Genomic DNA, 20,517 nt, shown 5'->3' with positions numbered 1-20,517 from the left:
CGAATGCAATCGAACTCCCTCCCTGGAAGGGAGGGGCCGAAGTGGGTTGGCCCGTTGGCTGACGACACCGCGCCTCATGCGCCGACCCACCCCAACCCCTCCCTTCCAGGGAGGGAGCGAAGTGCGGACCGACTGGACGCGTCCGGAAATCGCCGCCCTCTTCGACCTCCCGTTCGACGAACTCATGTTCCGCGCACAGACCGTCCACCGCGCGCACCACGCGATCGGCGAAGTGCAGCTCTGCACGCTCTTGTCGATCAAGACCGGCGGCTGTCCCGAGGATTGCGGCTATTGCTCGCAGTCCGCCTCGTCTGACTCCGGCCTGAAGGCGGAAAAGCTGATGGACGTCGACGCCGTCCTCGCCGACGCAGCCCAAGCCAAGGCCGCCGGATCGCAGCGTTTCTGCATGGGCGCCGCCTGGCGCAACCCGAAGCCGCGCGACATGCCGAAGGTCGTCGCGATGGTCGAGGGCGTCCGCGCGATGGGCTTGGAGACGTGCATGACGCTCGGCATGCTCGACGCGGACCAGGCGAAGCAGCTCGCCGACGCAGGCCTCGATTACTACAACCACAACATCGACACCTCGCCGGAGAATTACGGCAACGTCATCACCACGCGCACCTTCGGCGACAGGCTGGAGACGCTGGCGAACGTGCGTGACGCGGGCATCTCGGTCTGCTGCGGCGGGATCGTCGGGATGGGCGAGACGCGCAGCGACCGCGTCGGCTTCGTCCACGCGCTCGCCACCTTGCCGCGCCACCCGGAGAGCGTCCCCGTCAACGCGCTGGTCCCGGTCAAGGGCACGCCGCTCGGCGACATGCTCGCGGGCACGCCGATGGCGCAAATCGACGACATCGAGTTCGTCCGGACGGTCGCGGTCGCACGGATCACGATGCCGCTGAGCATGGTGCGGTTGTCCGCGGGGCGCGAGAGCATGTCCGAGGCCACTCAGGCGCTGTGCTTCATGGCGGGCGCGAACTCGATCTTCACCGGCGACAAGCTGCTGACCACCGGCAACGCCGGCGACAGCGCCGATGCGACGCTGCTGGCGAAGCTGGGCATGAAGCCGATGGCCGGCCCCGAACCGATGCGGGTTGCGGCGGAGTAAAGACTAGCTCCCCTCCCGTGAACGGGAGGGGTTGAGGTGGGCTCGCGCTCACCGCAGACGATACCGTAGCAGGAGGCCGGGCGCCCACTTCGACCCCTCCCGCCAGCGGGAGGGAGTAGATAGTTTGTTCAAGAAAATCCTGGTCGCCAATCGTGGCGAGATCGCGTGTCGGGTCATGCGGACCGCCAAGGCGATGGGCATCAAGACCGTCGCGGTCTATTCCGACGCTGACGCGCGCGCGCCGCATGTGCTCATGGCCGACGAGAGCGTCCGGCTCGGGCCGGCACCCGCCGCCGACAGCTATCTCAAGGCCGAGCTGATCCTGCTCGCGGCCAAGGAAACCGGCGCCGACTGCATCCACCCCGGCTACGGCTTTCTCTCCGAACGCGAGAGTTTCGCGCTGGCCTGCGCCGAGGCCGGGATCGCGTTCGTCGGCCCGCCGGCCAACGCGATCGCCGCGATGGGCGACAAGATCGAATCGAAGAAGCTCGCCAAGGCCGCGGGCGTCAACGTCGTACCGGGTTATCTGGGTGAGATCGACAGCACCGATCACGCGGTCGAGATCGCGTCGGGCATCGGCTATCCGGTGATGATGAAGGCAAGCGCCGGCGGTGGCGGCAAGGGCATGCGGCTCGCCTACAGCGAGCAGGACGTCCGCGAAGGCTTCGAGGCGACCAAGCGCGAAGGCCTTGCCAGCTTCGGCGACGACCGCGTGTTCATCGAGAAGTTCATCGAATCGCCGCGTCATATCGAGATCCAGCTGATCGGCGACCAGCACGGCAACATCGTCTATCTCAACGAACGCGAATGCTCGATCCAGCGGCGCCACCAGAAGGTCGTCGAGGAGGCGCCGTCGCCGTTCGTGACGCCCAAGATGCGCAAGGCGATGGGCGAGCAGGCGGTCGCACTCGCGCAGGCGGTCGGCTATTATTCCGCGGGGACGGTCGAGCTGATCGTCTCGGGCGCGGACACGACGGGGGAGGGGTTCTATTTCCTCGAGATGAACACCCGGCTCCAGGTGGAGCATCCGGTGACGGAGGAGATTACCGGGCTGGATTTGGTCGAGCTGATGATCCGGGTTGCGGCGGGGGAGCCGCTCGGGTTTACCCAGGACGAGGTTAAGCTGAACGGCTGGTCGATCGAGAACCGGGTGTATGCGGAGGACCCGTATCGCGGGTTCCTGCCGAGCATCGGGCGGCTGGTGCGGTACAATCCGCCTCTCCCGTTCGCCCTGAGCGAAGTCGAAGGGCATGCCACAAGCAAAGGTGCTTCGACTTCGCTCAGCACGAACGGGGAGGGGCGCGCACGCCGCTGAACCCCGCGTCCGCGTCGACGACGGCGTGCGCGAGGGCGGCGAGGTCAGCATGTTCTACGACCCGATGATCGCCAAGCTCATCACCTGGGCGCCGACCCGAGACGGCGCGATCGCCGCGCAGATCGCCGCGCTCGACGCGTTCGAGCTGGAAGGCCCCGGCAACAATATCGATTTCCTCTCGGCGATCATGCAGCATCCGCGCTTCCAGTCGGCCGCCCTCACCACCGGCTTTATCGCGGAGGAATATCCCGAGGGCTTCCACGGCGCCCCCGCCGACGCCGAACTGTTGAAGACGCTCGCTGCGGTCGCCGCCTTTGCTGCCACCGCCGAGGCCGACCGCGCGCGCCGCATCGACGGCCAGCTCGGCAAGCGCCTGCGTCCGCCGGCGGATTGGGTGGTGACGATCGACAAGACCGACCACGCCGTCACGGTCTCGACCGACGGAATCGCGGTCGACGGCGACGACCTCGATTTGTCGCTCGAATACACGCCGGGCGACCGCATGGTGGTCGCGGACGGCCACGGCGCAGATGGCGAAGACCATCTGACGATCCGCATCGCCAAGGCCCGCGCCGGCTTCAAGCTCACGACCCGCGGCGCAAGCCACGTCGCGCGCGTGCTCCCGGCCCGCGTCGCGCCCTACACTGCGCACCTGATCGAGAAGATCGCGCCCGATCTGTCGAAGTTCCTGATCTGCCCGATGCCGGGATTGCTGGTGCGGCTCGACGTCGCGGCGGGCGACAAGGTCGAAGCGGGGCAGCCGCTCGCGGTGGTCGAGGCGATGAAGATGGAGAACATTCTCCGCGCCGAGAAGACGGGGACGGTGAAGTCGGTCGCGGCAAAGACCGGGGATAGCCTCGCGGTGGATCAGGTGATCCTCGAGCTGGACTGAGCGCGCCCCGCTCGCCCTGACCCCGGTGCTGCCCCGTCATGCCGGACTCGTTCCGGCATCCACCGTTCCGCACATCCGAGAGAACCGAGTATGCGGAACGGTGGGCCCGGCCTCCGCCGGGGTGACGGAAATGGGCGGTGCATTCTTCCTAGCACCTGCGAGGCGAGCGGACCGCGCACCCTTGTTCCCCCGCGAAGGCGGGGGCCCAGTCTGGACTCCCGCCTTCGCGGGAGAACAAAGGGGTGCAGGTGACGGCCGTGTGTGCGTGATCACGTCCCATTAGCACCACCCGGCGGAGGCCGGGGCCCAGTTGGGAGCCGGTGATGATGAAGGCCAGCACTCCGTTACAGCGACCTCTCCAACTGGGCCCGGCCTCCGCCGGGGTGGGGCGGGTGTTAGGCAAATGCACATCCCAAAGCGGCGCAGATAACAGCAACCATAGTGCTCCTACCCGAGCCCAGCGCCACCCCTCCCGTTTCCCCGCCCGCCGCTGTAAAGCCCACCGATGACCCTCCTCCGTTACCTCGCCGCGCTGCTGCTCGCGATCACCGCGCTACCCGCCCTCGCGCAGGACGAAGCCAAGGTCGCGACCGTCGCCGCCAGCCTCACCAAGGCGTCGACGGAACTCCAGGAGATCGACGACGCCACCCCCGCCGCGCGCGACGACAAGGCGCGGCAGGCGTTGCGGGATCGCGCGCAGGTCGTGCAGACCACCGCCGCCGACGCGGTCCGCACGCTCACGCCGGAGATGGCGCTGGTCCAGGCGCGCGTCGCGGAACTCGGCGCCGCCACCCCCGGCGTGGTCGAGGCGCCCGAGATCCGCACCGAACGCCGGCTCCTCGCGCAGAGCCAGTCGTCGATCGACTCGGCGATCAAGCGCGCGAAGCTGATCGGGATCGAGGCCAAGCAGCAGATCGACGACATCGGTGCGGCCGAGGCGGAGGAACTCGGCCAGCAATTGTCCGAAAACACCGGATCGCCGCTGTCGCCGACATTGTGGGCCGCGATCGTCGATCACTTGCCCCGCGACACCGCGCGGCTGACGCGGTTCGCCAACACCGAAATGCGTCAGTTCGGCGCGCGGTTCGATACCCGCGCCGGCACCGGCCTGCTCGTCGGGATGCTCGCCGCGCTGGTGCTGATCGTGCCGCTGCGCCGCTGGCTGCACGGTGTCGGTCGGCGATACGCGACCAACCACGCCCCCGGCGGGCGGCTGCGGCGCTCGGCCTATGCGCTGTGGCTGGTGGTGATCGGCACCGCGCTGCCGGGGCTCGCGGCGTGGGCGATCGTCGCGTCGCTGCGCTGGGGTGGGCTCGTCTCGCCCGCGTGGAGCCGGTTCGGTGCGATCTTCGTCGGGATCTCGTGGTTCGCCGCCTTCGTCTCGTCGCTCGGCGGCGCGCTGTTGCTACGGACCCAGCCGACCTGGCGGTTGCTGCCGATCGGCGATGCCGCCGCGCAGGCGCTCCGGCCGTATAGCTGGATGGCGGCGGCGCTGATCTTCGGCGGGCAGTTGCTGATCGCGACCAACCTGCTGATCGGCGTCAGCGCGCCTGCGTCGAGCGCTGCCAACGCGCTCGTCGCGCTGTTGCACATCGTCCTGCTCGGCGCGATCCTGGTGACGCTCGGCCGCCTGCGCGCCGCCGCGCTGCCCGATCCGGCCAAGCCCGCGCGCAACACGCTGCTCGCGATCGTCGCGACCCTGGTCTGGCTGGTGCTGGTCGCAGCGTTCTTCGCCGGGCTGATCGGCTATGTGAACTTGGCGCTGAAGGTCGCGACGTGGCTGGTCTGGGGCGCGATCGTCGGCGCGACCTTGTACCTGATGATGACCTTCACCGACGACGCCTGCCGGACGTTGCTGTCGAGCGGCAACCGGCTCGGCCGTTCGGCGAACAGCGGCTTCGGCGTCGACAACAAGACCGTCGACCAGATCGGCGTGCTGCTGTCGGCGGTGCTGCGGCTGTTGCTGATCATGCTCGCGGTCGGCGCGGTGATGGCGCCGTTCGGGGCGGGCGTGGGCTCGGCGTTCGAGCTGTTCGGCACGGTCGCGAACGGCGTCACGATCGGCCAGGTCACGATCTCGCCGGGGGCGGTGCTGCGCTCGATCGCGGTGCTGTTCGTCGCGCTCGCGATCATGCGCGGGCTGCAGCATTGGCTGGTGAACAGCTACCTCCCGACCACCGCGATGGACGCCGGCGCGCAGAATTCGGTGACGATGGTCGCGCGCTACGCCGGGATCATCGCCGCGGTGCTGTGGTCGCTCGGCGCGCTCGGCATCGGCATGGAGAAGCTGGCGGTCGTGCTCGGCGCGCTGTCGGTCGGCATCGGCTTCGGCCTCCAGGCGATCACGCAGAACTTCGTCTCGGGGCTGATCCTGCTCGCCGAGCGCCCGGTGAAGATCGGCGATCTCGTCCGGATCGGCAACATGGAGGGCGACGTCAAACGCATCAACGTGCGCTCGACCGAGATCGAGGTGGCGGACCGCTCGACGCTGATCGTGCCGAACTCGGAACTGATCACCAAGACGATCCAGAACATGACGCTGGCCGCGCCGATCGGTCGGATCCAGCTGCAATTCTCGGTGCCGCTGGAGGAGGATCTCGACGCCGTGCGGGCCATGCTGTTCACGGCGTTCGCGGAAAAGCACGAGGTGCTCGATCACCCCGAGTCCAAGGTGTTCATCGACTCGATCGATGCCGGTCGCGCGAAGTTCAACTGCTTCGCCTATGTGGCCAGTCCCCGCGATGCCTATCCGATCCGCAGCGAACTGCTGTTCACGCTGCTCCGCCAATTCCGCGAGGCGGGGATCGAAGTCGGCTCGACCGCGACCAAGATGGAGATCGTCGGTAGCACGCCGACCCCGTTCATGCCCGACCAAAACCCCGATCAGAACAGGGCATAGGGCAACGACACGCTGAAGCTCGACCCCGCCGCCATCGTCCCGCGCGGGCGGATGCGGATCGTGGTGACGGCCTGGGGTGCGACGGTCGGATCATAGCTCCAGCTCGTCCCGCCGTTCGCCGAGAAATCGACGTCGTCGGTCGTGCTCGCGGGGGTGGCATAGGTCACTGCCAGCGACGATGCGGGCGATCCTTCCGCGGTGGTCACGAACGCGGGTGAGGCGGTCCCGTCGCCGTCCAGCGCGACCGCGGCACGAGTGGGGGTCGGCAGCACGACGGCGACCGAGTTGGCGTCGACGGCGACGATATCGGGGTTGGTCAGCGTGATCGTCGTGCGCTGTTTGCTGCCGGGGATCGCGCGCGGATTATTGGTGGCGGAGATCGGATCATAGGTCGTGCGCGTGGTGATGACGACCGCGACCGGCCTGGCCGAGACGATCATCGTCACGTCGATCCTGGCCGCGGTGACGGCGCTGCTTTGGTCGAGCGTACCGACACATGCCCCCAGCAAGCCGAGCAGCGAACAGAAGCGCCATTCCCAGCCGATCGTGAAGCTGCCCGTGTAGGTCCCCGGCTTGACCGCGGTCAGCGACGAGGGGCGGACATGGACCTGGACGTTGCGCGCCGTTCCGCCCAGCAATCCGAGCAGGTTGATGATGCCGCCGTTCATGTAGACGAACGGCGTGCCGGGCGTGAACGGATATGTCCCGGCGCTGTCGGCAGCGACGACATAGCGGGCGGTGACGGTATCGGCGGCGTTGGTCGAGGTCAGCTTGAACCCGTCCGCGCTGGTCACCGTGGCACGCAGGAAATTGCCCGACAGCACCGATATGACCGTTCCCGGACAATCGAATCCACCCGGCACCGCGCTGTACGGCGGCGCGCCATTGACCAGTGCCGGTGGCGAATAGGTACCGAGCGCGGTCGGGCCGGTATTGGTGACCGTGCACGCCGCCCATGCCGATGACGGTGCGCAGGCAAGGACGGCGAAGAACAGTTTCGGCAATCCGGTCGTCAACGCGTCGCCCCCAGGCACAAGATATGCGAAGAACCTTGGCCGGCATTCGTTAATGCGTTTTGAAGAACCTGATTCGGGTCTTTCCGCAGGTCGAAATGGTCTGCGATGCCTTGCCCGACGCGCCGAAACACTCGAAACAGCCGGCATGACGATCGCCCCTCCAAAGCCCGCCCCAGCAGCGTCCTGATCGCGAGCGTCGCCACCGCGGCGCTGGCAGGGCTGTTGTTCGGCTTCGACACCGCGGTGATCGCCGGCGTTACCGGCGCGCTGAAGGCGAAGTTCGCGCTCAGCGAGGCGTGGCTCGGCTTCACCGTGTCGTCGGCATTATGGGGTACGCTGATCGGCGCGCTGTTCGTCGGCATGCCCGGCGATCGCTATGGCAGTCGCAACGTGCTGCGGATGCTCGCCTTCCTCTACGTCGTCACCGCGCTCGGCTGTGCATTGGCGTGGAACTGGCACAGTTTCCTCGGCTTTCGCTTCATCAACGGCATCGCAATCGGCGGCTCGTCGGTGCTCGCGCCCGCTTACATCGCCGAGCTGGCGCCGCCCGCACAGCGCGGCAAGATGGTCGGCGGATTCCAGTTCGCGGTCATTCTCGGCATCCTGCTCGCCTATGTGTCGAATGCGATCATCGGCTCGCTCGGGCTCGGCGACGTCGAGTGGCGGTGGAAGCTCGGGATCGTCGCAGCGCCGTCGCTGGTGTTCTTCGCGCTGCTGTTCCGCATCCCCAATTCGCCGCGCTGGCTGCTCGCCAAGGGGCGCGATGCGGAGGCGAAGGACGTGCTGGCGATGGTCGGGATGAGCCCCGACATCGCGCGGCGCGAGCTCAATGCGCCGAAGGGTGACGCCAAACTCTCCTGGTCGCGCCACCGCAAGCCGATCACGCTCGCCTTCCTGGTCGCGATGTTCAACCAGTTCAGCGGCATCAACGCGTTCCTCTATTACCTCAACGACATCTTCAAGGCGTCGGGCGGCAGCCTCTCGCCCGATCTCCAGGCGGTGATGATCGGTGTCGCCAACATGGTTTTCACATTGCTCGGCATGTTGCTGATCGACCGGATCGGGCGGCGCACGCTGCTGCTCTGGGGCTCGGCCGGCATGACCGCGGCGCTCACCGTCGGCGGCTTGGCGCTATTGGGAGTCCTGCCGAGCTGGCTGCTGCTGCCTTCGCTGATCGTCTTCATCATGTTCTTCGCCCCCGGTTCGGGCGCGGTGATCTGGGTGTATATCTCGGAGGTGTTCCCGCAGAACGTCCGCGCGCGCGGATCGAGCATCGGTTCGTCGAGCCACTGGGGCTGGAACGCGGTGATCGCGCAGGTCTTCCCGATCGCCGCGGCATGGTCGGCGGGGGTGCCGTTCCTGTTCTTCGCGGCGATGATGGCGGTCCAGTTCGTGACCGTGTTCTTCTACTTCCCGGAGACCAAGGGCGTGCCGCTGGAAGACATGGATGCACATCTGGCACGTTGAACGGGCATAATCCTGCGACAATTGCCCTTTAGTCGAGCCCCTTGATCGAGGGTGATCATCGGGAAATAGCGACTATGCGTACATTGGGTCTGGTTCTGGCGGTAAGCGCGCCTGCGATGGCGGCGGCGCAACAGGCCCCGTCGGCGCCTGCCTCACCTGCACCTGCCGCGCAGGCTGCCGAAGAGGACGAAGCCGCCGATGCCGAGGAGATCGTCGTCACCGGATCGCGCAACTGCCCGGTTCGGTGATCGGCGACATCCCGCCGGACCAGAGCCTGGGCCAGGCCGAAATCCGCTCCTACGGCGTCAGCTCGATCTCCGACCTGCTGAACGAACTGAGCCCGCAGACCACCAGCGGTCGCGGCAGCGGCGGCGCGCCGGTGGTGCTGCTCAACGGCCGTCGCATCTCCAGCTTCAGCGAGATCCGCGACATTCCGACCGAGGCCATCCAGCGCGTCGAAATCCTGCCCGAGGAGGTCGCGCTCAAATACGGCTATCGCGCCGACCAGAAGGTCGTGAACTTCGTCCTGCGCCGCCGCTTTCGCGCAGTGACCGCCGAGGCGACCGACAAGATGCCGACCGAGGGCGGCAGCAACACGCCACAGGGCGAACTCGACCTGCTCAACATCGCCCGCGATCGCCGGGTCAACCTGCATGTCGAATACACCTCGACCTCGGCGCTGACCGAGGCCGAGCGCGACATCACCCCGCCCGCCAGCACCGCGGTCGGCGCGAACGGCGAGGTCGTCGATGCCACGCCGTTCCGCAGCCTCCAGGCCGCGACCAGCACCTTCACCGCCAACAGCGTGTATGCCCGCAACATCTTCGGCAACATCGGCGCGACCATCAACGGGCGCATCGAATCGACCGATAGCCGCAGCCTCAACGGCCTGCCCGTCGCCGCGCTGACTTTGGCGGATGGCACCGTCGTCAACCGCGCCTTCGACGACGAAGGTTTCCTCCCGCTCGCGCAGCGCGTGTCGTCGATCGCGGCGCATCTCGGCACCACGCTCAACGGCGATATCGGCACGTGGCGCTGGAACGTCACCGGCAATTACGACCGCAGCGACACGCAGACCTTCACCGATACCGGCGTCGACGCGACCGCATTCCAGGCGCGGCTGACCGCCGGCGATCCGACCGCCAGCCCGTTCAACCGCCTTACCGCGAGCGATATCGGCGCCGCCCCCGGCAACCGTGCCTATGCGAGCCAGAGCACCGGCGGGGTCGATGCGGTGGCGAACGGCAACCTGTTCGACCTGCCGGCGGGCTCGGTCTCGACGACGCTCAAGCTCGGCGCGGAAACCGCCGATTTCAGCAGCCGCTCGTACCGCACCGACGATCTGCTCGGTGGTCAGGTGGCGCAGCGCGGCATGGTGTCGCGCGATACCGTCAACGGCCAGATCAACGTCGATGTGCCGATCTCCAGCCGGTCGAAGGACGTGCTGCCGTTCCTCGGCACGCTATCGGCGAACTTCAACCTCGCCGAGGATCACCTGTCGGATTTCGGCACGCTGACCACGCTCGGCTATGGTGCGAACTGGTCGCCGATCGACGGCGTCCGCGTGATCGCCTCGGTGACCGACACCGACGAGGCGCCGACCGCGCAGCAACTCGGCAACCCGTCGATCACCACGCCCAACGTCCGGATCTTCGATTACGTACGCGGCACGACCGCGACCGTCACGACGATCAGCGGCGGCAATCCCGGGCTCATCGCGGACAACAACCACGTCAAGAAGGTCGGCCTGACGCTCAAGCCGTGGACCGCCAAGGACCTGTCGATCACCGCGAACTATGTCGAGAGTCGCGTCGAAAACCCGATCGCCGCCTTCCCGTCGGCGACCGCCGCGATCGAGGCGGCGTTTCCCGACCGCTTCATCCGCGACGACGCGGGCAATCTGCTGCAGGTCGATCGCCGGCCGATCAACTATGCCCGCAGCGAACGCTCCGAACTGCGCTGGGGCATCAATTTCTCCGCACCGCTCAAGTCGAAGATCCAGCGCGAACTGGAGGCGTATCGCGCAGGGACCGGCCCCAACCCGTTCGAGGGGATGCAGCCCCCGGCGGTTTCCGTCGTCCCGAAGGCGCTGGCCGCGGTGCCGGTCCAGAGGGCGGTCCGGGCGCCGGTGGTCCAAGGGGCGGGGGCGGCCGTGGCGGCGGGCGCGGCTTCGGCGGTCGCGGGGGCAGGCGGGCGGCCGCGTCCAGTTCGCGGTCTATCACACTTGGCACTTCACCGACCGGGTGCTCGTCGCGAACGGCGGCCCGAGCCTCAACCTGCTCGACGGCGACGCGATCGGCAGCAGCGGCGGCCAGTCGCGTCACGAACTGGAGGCTCAGGCCGGCTACACCAACAATGGCCTTGGTGCGCGCATCTCCGCCAACTACGCGACCGGTACGCGGGTCAACGGCGGCACCGCCGCCGCGCCGGAAACGCTCAACTTCGGCGGCCTCGCGACCGCCAACCTCCGCCTGTTCGCCGATCTCGGCCAACGCCTCGAATGGGTCAAGGCGCGCCCGTGGCTGCGCGGCATGCGGATCAGCCTGTCGGTCGAGAACGTCCTCAACACCCGCCAGCGCGTGACCGACGCGACCGGCGCGACGCCGAACAACTACCAGCCCGATTACCTCGATCCGCTGGGCCGCACCGTCAGGCTCAGCATCCGCAAGCTGTTCTTCTGATCCCGTCGGCGCGGTGGCGGCGCGGTGGCGGCGCGGTGTTCCGCGGCTGGCACGGACTGCGCCGGGGCAAGGCGTCGATCCTTCGGAAATCGACCCATCAATCCTGTTGCCCGCCGACGAAGCCCGCCTATGCTGCGACGACATCATTCGAATTCGGGGTATCGTTCGACCATGACACGCAAACTGAGCGCGCTTGCCGGCGTCGCTGCAATCGCCCTCGTCTCGCCCGGCCTCGTCACGCCCGCCCTCGCGTCCGGCCAGGCGCAGCGGCCGACGCCCGCCGCCAAGCCGGCCCCGGTCGCCGACCTCGTCAAGTCGGTCGATATCCCCTACCAGCAGTTCACGCTGAAGAACGGCCTGCGCGTCGTCGTCCATACCGATCGCAAGGCGCCCGTCGTGGCGGTGTCGGTCTGGTATAATGTCGGGTCGAAGTTCGAGCCCAAGGGCAAGACCGGCTTCGCGCATCTGTTCGAGCATCTGATGTTCAACGGCTCCGAGAACGCACCGGGCGATTTCTTCGAGCCACTGAAACAGGTCGGCGCGACCGACTTCAACGGCACCACCTATTTCGATCGCACCAATTATTTCGAGACGGTGCCGACCGCGGCGCTCGATCGCGCGCTGTTCCTCGAATCCGACCGGATGGGCTATCTCACCGGCGCGATCACGCAGGGTGTGCTCGACGAGCAGCGCGGCGTCGTCCAGAACGAAAAGCGCCAGGGCGACAACCAGCCCTACGGCCTGACGCAGTACAAGATCACCGAAGGACTGTTCCCGGCGGATCACCCTACGGCCACACCACGATCGGCTCGATGGCCGATCTCGATGCGGCGTCGCTGCAGACCGTGAAGGACTGGTTCAAGGATCATTACGGCCCGAACAATGCGGTGCTGGTGCTTGCCGGCGACGTCGATACGGCGACCGCAAAGCGTCTCGCGGAGAAGTATTTCGGCGGCATCCCGAAGGGGCCCGAAAGCATCGTGCCGCCCGCGCCGATCCCGACCCTGCCTGCGCCGGTGAGCGAGACGATCAAGGACCGTGTCGCCGCGGTGATGATCAGCCGCAACTGGGTGGTGCCCGGCCTGAACGACAAGGACGGCACCGCGCTGGACGTCGCGGCGGGCGTGCTCGGCGGCCTCGCCAGCAGCCGGTTCGACACCGCGCTGGTCAAGAAGGAGAAACTGGTCACGCGGATTTCCGCCGAGAACAGCAGCTTCAGCCAGCTCGGCATGTTCGAGATCCAGGCGATCGTCCGCGAGGGCGTCGACCCCGCGCTGGTAAACAAGCGGATCGACGAGATCCTCGCGGACTTCCTCAAGAACGGCCCGACCGCCGACGAAGTCAGCCGCGTCGCGACGACGACGGCGGCGCGCAGGATGGAGGGGCTCGAATCGGTCGGCGGCTTCGGCGGCAAGGCGGTCGCGCTGGCCGAGGGCGCGCTGTATTCGAACGATCCGGGCTTCTACAAGAAACAGCTGCTGCAACTCGCGGCGGAGACGCCCGCCAGCGTGCGCGCGGCGGCGGCGAAGTGGCTGTCGCGGCCGGCCTATTCGCTGACCGTCGTGCCCGGCGCGCGCGATGCCTATGCCAATGCGGTCGTGCCGCCCAAGGCCGATGTGGTGCCCGCCCTCGAAGCGCCGCCGAAGGGCACGCGTGGTGCCTTGCCGGCGGTCGGTACGGTCGCGGGGCTGAGCTTCCCGAAGGTCGAGCGCACGCGCCTGAGCAACGGTATCGAGGTCGTCTACGCACAGCGCGACGCGGTGCCGGTGACGCAGGCGGTGCTGAGCTTCGATGCCGGCGTCGCGGCCGACGTACCCACCAAGCTCGGCACGCAGAAGCTGACGCTGTCGATGATGGACGAGGGCACCGTGACGCGCGATTCGGTCGCCTTGGCAGAAGCCAAGGAGCGGCTCGGTGCGGATATCGGCTCGGGCGCATCGAACGACCGGACCTTCCTGTCGCTCCAGGTGCCGAGCGCCAATCTCGTACCCGCGGTCGACCTGTTCGCGGACATCGCGCAGAACCCGGCGTTCGCCGATGCCGAGGTCGCGCGCGTCAAGAACCAGCAATTGGCGCAGATTGCGCAGGAACTGACCAGCCCGCAGGGGCTGGCGACGCGCGTCCTGCCCAAGCTGCTCGGGCCGATCTCGCCTTATGCCAAGGCGCAGGGCAGCGGCGATCCGAAGGCGGTGGCGGCGCTGACGCGTGCCGACCTGATCGCCTTCCAGCAGGCATGGCTGCGGCCCGACAAGGCGAAGATCTTCGTCGTCAGCGATCGTCCGCTGGCCGAGGTGAAGGCGGCGCTCGATGCGCGGTTCGGGACATGGCGGCCGACCGGCGCGCCCGGTGCCAAGGCGTTCCCCGCGACCGTGACGCCGTCCGCGCCGAAGATCGTGCTGATCGACCGGCCGGACAGCCCGCAGTCGCTGATCGTCGCCGGCGTGCCGACCGGGCTCAAGGGCACGCAGGACCTGCTGCCGATCGCGACCGCCAACGATGCGCTCGGCGGCAGCTTCCTCGGCCGCGTCAACATGGACCTGCGCGAGACGAAGCATTGGTCGTACGGCGTCTCGGGGCGCTTCCAGCAGAACGAGCAGGCCGCGCCCTATGTCCTGTCGGCGCCGGTGCAGGCGGATCAGACCGGTCCGTCGATCGCTGCGCTTCGCGACGACATCGGCGCGTTCCTCGGCAAGGAGCCGATGACGCAGGTCGAGTTCGACCGCGCGATCAACGGCGCGATCCGGTCGCTGTCGGGCAATTTCGAAACGTCCGACGCGGTGCTCGGCGCGATGCAGCAGAACGATCTGCTCAAGCGGCCCGACGATTACTACGCGACGATCACGCAGCGCTATCAAGGGCTTAACCTGCCGCAACTCAACACCGCGATCCAGCAGGCGCTCGATCCGAAGAAGACGATCTGGGTCGTGGTCGGCGATGCGAAGACGGTGCGGCCGCAACTTGACAGCATCGGCCTGCCGGTCGAGGTCATCCCCGCGGCGTCGGTTGCCGGCGCCAAATAATTGCAGAGTCCGGGCGTTCCGGGCGGTGCTTCAGGAGAGAGAATAATGGCAAACGTCGATGGCAGCTGGGATTGCGTGGTCAAATCGCCGCTGGGCGACCAGAAGATGACGCTGACCGTCAACAGCGCCGGCAGCAATTTCACCGGTGCGGTATCGGGCGCGATGGGCGGCATGGACGTCACCGGCGAGGTCGATGGCGACACGATCACCTGGAAGCAGAGCATGACCGTGCCGATGCCGATGACGCTCGACTGCAAGGCGACCGTCGAGGACGACGTCCTCAAGGGCAGCGTAGCGGCCGGCGCCTTCGGCAGCTTCCCGCTGACCGGCACGCGGACGGCTTGATCGGCTAAGGTTCCTACGAGAGGGGCTCGTCTTTCCACCTGGGAAGGCGGGCCCTTTTCTTTTCAATCCGGGAGGGAAGGAAGAAGAAAAGATGATGTCGATACCCCGTCTGCTCACCGCCTGCGCGTTCGCTGCGCTGGCTGCCCAAGCCCTGCCCGCGACCGCACAGAATTACGACGAACGCCCCGCCAAGATGGCGCCGCGCGACGTCGGCTACGATTACGTCCGCAAAGTCGTCGAAATTCCGATGCGCGACGGGGTGAAGCTGCACACCGTCATCATCGTGCCCAAGGGCGCGAAGGACGCTGGCATCCTGATGACGCGCACGCCCTATGACGCCGACGGCCAGACCAAGGTCGACAGCGGCACCTATGCGGGGATCCTCCAGAACGGCGATGGCGCCGGCGACGTGATCGCCGCGGCCGGCTATATCCGCGTGATCCAGGACGTCCGCGGGATGCACGGGTCGGAGGGCATCTACATGATGAACCCGGCACGCGCCGGCACGGCCCAGAACCCTACCAAGACCGACGATTCGACCGACACCTACGACACGATCGACTGGCTGGTGAAGCACATCCCCGAGTCCAACGGCCGCGTCGGGATCAGCGGGATCAGCTATGACGGTTTCCTGCCGCTGATGGCGCTGATCAACCCGCATCCGGCGTTGAAGGTCTCGGTGCCGATGAACCCGATGGTCGATGGCTGGCGCGGCGACGACTGGTTCCACAACGGCGCCTTCCGCGAGGGCATGATGCCGTACATCCTCGGCCAGGAGGCGACCAAGGACGCCGGCACGCCGTGGATCACCGACACCGCCGACGACTACGACTATTACCTCAAGGGCGGCTCGGCGGGCGCGATCGGCAAGGCGCAGGGCCTCGAACAGCTCGGCTTCTGGCGCAAGATCACGCAGCATCCCGCCTATGACTCGTTCTGGTCGACGCAGGCGATGGACACCGTGCTTGCCGGCCAGCCGCTCAAGGTGCCGACGCTGATCGTTGGCGGCCTGTGGGATCAGGAGGATATTTACGGCGCGCCCGCGGTGTATCGCGCGCTCGAGCCCAAGGACACTGCCAACGACATGGTCTATCTGTCGATGGGCCCCTGGTATCACGGGCAGGAAGTGCGCGACGGAAGCGCGCTGGGCGCGATCAAATGGGATGCCGACACCGCCAAATGGTGGCGGTGGCACGTCCTCGCACCGTTCCTCGCGCATTATCTGAAGAGCGACCAGCCGGCGATGGACGTCGCGCCCGTGACGATGTTCCAGTCGGGCCGCAACGAGTGGCAGCAGCTCCAGTCGTGGCCGACCGCACCGGCCGCAGGCACGCCGCTCTACCTCAAGCCCGGCGGCGCCCTCGGCTTCACCGCGAGCGGCGGCGCGGCGACGACCGCGGACTACATCTCCGACCCTGCCGCCCCGGTCAGCTACCGCGTGCGCCCGACGCTGCCGACCTACGCGTCCGGATCGACGTGGAAACAGTGGCTGGTCGACGATCAGCGTGCGGTGTCCGGCCGCCCCGACGTGCTGACCTTCACCACCGACGCGCTGACGACGCCGACGACGATCGCCGGCGTTCCGGAAGTGAACCTGACGGCCTCGACGACCGGTACCGACAGCGACTGGGTGGTGAAGCTGATCGACGTGTATCCGGACGTCTATCCCGGCGAAAAGGCGATGGCGGGCTATCAGCTGTCGGTCGCGATGGACATCTTCCGCGGGCGCTACCGCGAGGATCTGGCCGTGGCCAAGCCAATCGCCGCCAACGTACCGCTCAAGTACAAGTTCGCGCTGCCGACCACCAATCACGTGTTCCTGCCGGGGCACAAGATCATGGTACAGGTGCAGTCGAGCTGGTTCCCGCTCTACGATCGCAACCCGCAGACCTTCGTCCCGAACATCTTCTTTGCGCAACCCAAGGATTACGTGAAGGCGACGCAGAAGATCACCGTCGCGGGCCCCGATGAAAGCTATATCAGCCTGCCGCTGGTACGCTGAAAATCCTGCATCACCCCGGGTGCGATCCGGGGTGATGTAAGGAAATGACTATCCTGCATATATTGGCGTTTGCTCGCGTAACTGGTTCTTAGGAGGCGGTGGGGCATGGACCTGTCGCACAACAGACCGGATCGCCGATGATACGCCTCCCCTGATCGCGCCAAACCCGCCACGTCTCAGCGAGCATCTCGATGCACTGCGCCGGGTCGAGGCATCGGGGGTGTTCAGCAACAACGGTCCCGAAGTTCGCGCGTTCGAGGCCGGGGTGACCGACACGCTGTTCGGCGGCCACGGTGCGTGTCTCGCGGTCGGCAACGCCACATTGGGGCTGATGCTCGCGATCCGCCACGCATCGGGCATGCGGACGGGCGGGCTCGACCCGAAACAGGGCACGCTGGCGCTGATGCCCGCGCTCACCTTCGCCGCGACCGCGCAGGCGGCGGCGTGGGCGGGGCTGACGCCGCTGGTCTGCGATATCGATCCGGACGACTGGGGTGCCTGCGCGCTGGAGGAGGAGCGGTTGCTCCAGCGCTATGGCGAGCGGATCGGCGTGGTCGTGCCGTATGCGACCTTCGGCAACGCGATCGACCTCGACCGCTACGTCCATTTCCAGCGGCGCTACGGCGTCGGCGTGGTGGTCGATGCGGCCTCGTCGCTGGGGACGCTCGACGATGCGGGGCTGGGTTTCGGCGCACGCGCGCCGTTCGCCGTGGTGCATTCGATGCACGCGACCAAGACGTTCGCGGTGGGCGAGGGCGGGCTGATCCACAGCGGCGATGTCGACCTGATCGCGACGCTGCGCTCGATGGGCAATTTCGGGTTCGAGGGCAGCCGCAACGCCACGCTGCCGGGGATCAACGCCAAGCTGCCGGAGATCACCGCGATCATCGCGCAGGCCAAGCTCGCCGAGATCGATGCGATCGCCGATCACCGCGCCGTGCTGGACGAGACCTACCGCGCGACGCTGCCCGATTTCCAGTTCCAGGCGGTGTCGGGCCGCCGTCGCGCGATGCAGTTCATGCCGGTGCTGCTTCCCGAGCATATCGCGCACCACCGCGACGCGATCGTCGAGAGCATCGAGGCGGACGGCGTCGGCTGTGGCCGCTATTTCAGCCCGCATCTCGGCGAACAGCCCTGGTTCCAGGCGACCGCGATGATCGAGCCGACCCCGGTCGCGGACAGGATCGCCGGGCGGATGCTGTCGCTGCCGATCACCGACGCGATGTCGGTCGAGGATGCGCGGCGGGCGGCGACCGCGCTTGCCTCGGCGTGCGCGGCGATTCTCCGGCCGCGCGATCGGCGCGCGTCGGTACGCGGCCCGGGTGGCGCCATCGCCTCGGTCGTCGTGATCGGCGGCGGTCCCGCGGGGACGGCGATGCTGACCTCGGCGACCAAGCGCGGCCTGCTGCCCGATCTCGCCGCATCGGGCCTGATGGTGATCGAGCGCGGCAACGCGATCGGGGGCGGGCGGCTCGGGCGGTATGCGATCACCTCCGATCTCGACCGCGCAGACCTTCCTGACCGCGGTGCGCAACAACGTGCATCCCGAACTCGCGCGGCTGGTCGATCACCCCGCCGGGCGTGCGGTCGCGGCGCATGAAGGTGCGCTCGGCGTGCCGCTGACCGAGGTCGGGCCGCTGTTGCGCGCGACCGGCGACCGGCTGACCGATATCGTCCGCGAGAATGGCGGCACCGTGCTGACCGGGCATGAAGCGCTGGGTGCGAAACGTGTCGGCGACGGCTTGTGGAGCGTCCAGGTCCGCCGGCTGTCGGATGGCCATGTGTTCGACCAGCTCGCGCGCAACGTCGTCGTCGCGACCGGCGGTCACCAGCCGCTCGATCGGCTCGCGACGCAGCGCGTCGCAGGGGCCAGCCTGGTCGATCTCGCGAGCGGGCGCCTGCTCCAGTCGGACGACGTGCTGACCGTCGGCGGGTTCGAGAAGGTCGCCGATATCCTGACCGGCAAGCGCAACCCGAAGATCGCGGTGATCGGCGGCTCGACCAGCGCGCTGACGACGATCGCGCTGCTGCTGAAAAGCCAGCCGGCGCTGCCGCTCGGGGCAGGGGCGGTCACGCTGTTGCACCGCCGGCCGCTGCGCCCCTTCTATCATTCGGTCGAGGCGGCGCATGCCGAGGGGTTCATCGATTTCGGCCCCGACGACATCTGCCCGGTGTCGGGGTTCGTCTACCGTCTCGCCGGCTTCCGCTTGGAGGCGCGCGATCTGGTGCTGCGGATGCTCGGCATCGACGGTCGCGCACCCGATCCCCGCGTGGCGCTGCACCGCATTTCGGGCGACGACGACGCATGCGCACGGGCGACGATCGAGGAAGCGGACCTGGTCGTTGCCGCGCTCGGCTATCGCCCGATCGGCATGTCGATCGCCGATCGCGACGGGACCCAGATACCGCTCGCGGCGCATGAAGGGCAGCCGATGGTCGATCGCCATTGCCGGATCGTCGATGCCGACGGCGCGCCGATTCCCGGGCTGTACGGCCTGGGACTGGCGGCGGGTTTCGTGCCATGGGGGCCGCTTGGTGGCGAGAGCAGTTTTTCGGGCCAGGCCAATGGCTTGTGGCTTTGGCAGAACGATGTGGGGCTGATGATCATCGATCAGGTGATGGCGTCGAAAGCCTTGGCGGCAGCGTGACGTCGAGCGATCGAAACGCCGATCCCGCGGTCAGCGTGGTCATGGCCGCGTATAATGGCGCCGGTCTGATCGAGGAAACGCTCGCCAGCCTCCAGGCGCAGACGTTCGGCGATTTCGAGGTGATCGTGGTCGACGACTGCTCGACCGACGACACCCGCGAGGTGGTGCGCGCCTGGCCCGATCCGCGCGTGCGACTGGTCGTGATGGCGAAAAACGGCGGCCTGGTGCTCGCGCGCAACCGCGGTTTCGCCGAGGCACGCGGGCGCTACATCGCCGCGCTCGATCACGACGATATCTGCCGCCCCGATCGCTTCGCGCGGCAGGTGGCGTATCTCGACGCGCATCCCGACACCGTGCTGCTGGGCACCGCTGCCGAGCTTTTGACCGCCGGCGTGGTCGGCCCGTCCAGCTATGCGCCGACCACCACGCCCGCGCTGGTCGCGTGGCTGACCTGCATCGAGAATCCGCTGGTCTGGTCGTCGACGATGATGCGGACCGAGGTGGCGCGGCGGCTCGATCCGGTGACGCGACCCGAGCTCCTGTATGCCGAGGATTTCGACCTGTATCAGCGGATCCAGCATTTCGGTGCGATCGCGCGGCTCGACGAGGCGCTGGTGCTGTACCGCGTCCATCCCGGTGGCGTCTCGAAGCGCTTCGTCGATACGATGGAGGCGGCATCCGTCCGCGTCCTGACCGAACGCTATGCCCGGCTGTTCGACGATCGCGCGGAGCGGGTCGCGCGGCTGATCATGCTGCACAACATGGCCAAGCGTCCGGTCCCCGATCGCGCCGCGCTGGCGACGCTGGGGAGTGCGCTGAGCGTGATCCAGGCGGACTTCCTCGCGACGCACGACTGTTCCGCACACGACATCCGCCTGATCCGCTGGGAAACCGCGCGACGCTGGGGTGATATCGGCCGGGCGGGTCTGCGCGCGGGAACGGTGCGGCTGTCGGACGTGCTGGCGGTGCGGCCCGATCATCTCGGGCTGGGCTATGCCGGACTGGAGGCGCTGTTGTGGTCGGGCCTCATCGGCGGCGTCCGCCGCGCGCGCCGGCGGATGGAGCAGAGCCGGATGGCGCAGACTGCGGAATAGCAACCGCTCCAAGATCGTCGCCCCGGCGAA

8 protein-coding genes and 3 pseudogenes are annotated in these 20,517 nt (G+C 67.7%); 10 read left to right on the top strand and 1 reads right to left on the bottom strand.

Features of this window, described 5'->3' with window-relative positions; genetic code table 11:
* The first annotated feature begins 76 nt into the window (after positions 1-76).
* The 3 genes and pseudogenes from bioB (at position 77) to AC0IX7_RS14505 (ending at position 6,214) form a co-directional block, all read left to right on the top strand.
* Positions 77-1,108, top strand: coding sequence for a biotin synthase BioB (bioB, locus tag AC0IX7_RS14515; protein WP_471812539.1), 1,032 nt, complete (start codon positions 77-79; stop codon positions 1,106-1,108).
* 124 nt (positions 1,109-1,232) lie between these two features.
* A pseudogene (locus tag AC0IX7_RS14510) lies at positions 1,233-3,315 on the top strand (ATP-binding protein).
* Positions 3,316-3,820: 505 nt separating this feature from the next.
* Positions 3,821-6,214 carry a DUF3772 domain-containing protein gene (locus AC0IX7_RS14505; RefSeq protein WP_471812537.1) on the top strand — a complete coding sequence of 798 codons (2,394 nt, stop codon included), beginning with the start codon at positions 3,821-3,823 and terminating at the stop codon, positions 6,212-6,214.
* Here AC0IX7_RS14505 and AC0IX7_RS14500 read toward each other — a convergent pair.
* A complete protein-coding gene (locus AC0IX7_RS14500) occupies positions 6,199-7,230 on the bottom strand; it encodes a spore coat protein U domain-containing protein (protein WP_471812535.1) in 1,032 nt (343 codons plus the stop codon). The genes AC0IX7_RS14505 and AC0IX7_RS14500 overlap by 16 nt on opposite strands.
* Positions 7,231-7,335: 105 nt before the next feature.
* Here AC0IX7_RS14500 and AC0IX7_RS14495 point away from each other — a divergent pair, with 105 nt between their 5' ends.
* The 7 genes and pseudogenes from AC0IX7_RS14495 (at position 7,336) to AC0IX7_RS14465 (ending at position 20,487) form a co-directional block, all read left to right on the top strand.
* Complete coding sequence (locus AC0IX7_RS14495; RefSeq protein ID WP_471812534.1) at positions 7,336-8,697, top strand: sugar porter family MFS transporter; 1,362 nt, start codon at positions 7,336-7,338, stop codon at positions 8,695-8,697.
* Positions 8,698-8,771: 74 nt separating this feature from the next.
* The gene (locus AC0IX7_RS14490; protein WP_471812533.1) at positions 8,772-8,945 is read left to right on the top strand and encodes a hypothetical protein; all 174 of its coding nucleotides are present in this window, start codon (positions 8,772-8,774) and stop codon (positions 8,943-8,945) included.
* Between the two features lie 2,604 nt (positions 8,946-11,549).
* Positions 11,550-14,398: pseudogene (locus AC0IX7_RS14485) on the top strand (M16 family metallopeptidase).
* 45 nt (positions 14,399-14,443) lie between these two features.
* Complete coding sequence (locus AC0IX7_RS14480; protein ID WP_254687455.1) at positions 14,444-14,743, top strand: hypothetical protein; 300 nt, start codon at positions 14,444-14,446, stop codon at positions 14,741-14,743.
* Positions 14,744-14,834: 91 nt separating this feature from the next.
* Positions 14,835-16,745 (top strand): CocE/NonD family hydrolase, encoded by a 1,911-nt coding sequence (locus AC0IX7_RS14475; RefSeq protein WP_471812531.1) that lies wholly within the window; start codon positions 14,835-14,837, stop codon positions 16,743-16,745.
* Between the two features lie 130 nt (positions 16,746-16,875).
* A pseudogene (locus AC0IX7_RS14470) lies at positions 16,876-19,393 on the top strand (DegT/DnrJ/EryC1/StrS family aminotransferase).
* Positions 19,390-20,487, top strand: a complete 1,098-nt coding sequence (locus AC0IX7_RS14465; RefSeq protein WP_471812529.1) for a glycosyltransferase family 2 protein — start codon at positions 19,390-19,392, stop codon at positions 20,485-20,487. The pseudogene AC0IX7_RS14470 and the gene AC0IX7_RS14465 overlap by 4 nt, the downstream one beginning before the upstream one ends.
* Positions 20,488-20,517 lie beyond the last annotated feature (30 nt).

It is taken from the genome of Sphingomonas sp. AC411, assembly GCF_979253035.1.
Note: the sequence above shows the minus strand (reverse complement) of the source record. Positions and strands in the feature narration are given on the sequence as shown.

What these genes read in the sequence shown, in the direction of transcription:
- AC0IX7_RS14495 (WP_471812534.1), top strand. Translation starts at nt 7,336, where the DNA reads ATGCCTTGCCCGACGCGCCGAAACACTCGAAACAGCCGGCATGACGAT.
- bioB (WP_471812539.1), top strand. Translation starts at nt 77, where the DNA reads ATGCGCCGACCCACCCCAACCCCTCCCTTCCAGGGAGGGAGCGAAGTG.
- AC0IX7_RS14480 (WP_254687455.1), top strand. Translation starts at nt 14,444, where the DNA reads ATGGCAAACGTCGATGGCAGCTGGGATTGCGTGGTCAAATCGCCGCTG.
- AC0IX7_RS14490 (WP_471812533.1), top strand. Translation starts at nt 8,772, where the DNA reads ATGCGTACATTGGGTCTGGTTCTGGCGGTAAGCGCGCCTGCGATGGCG.
- AC0IX7_RS14475 (WP_471812531.1), top strand. Translation starts at nt 14,835, where the DNA reads ATGATGTCGATACCCCGTCTGCTCACCGCCTGCGCGTTCGCTGCGCTG.
- AC0IX7_RS14505 (WP_471812537.1), top strand. Translation starts at nt 3,821, where the DNA reads ATGACCCTCCTCCGTTACCTCGCCGCGCTGCTGCTCGCGATCACCGCG.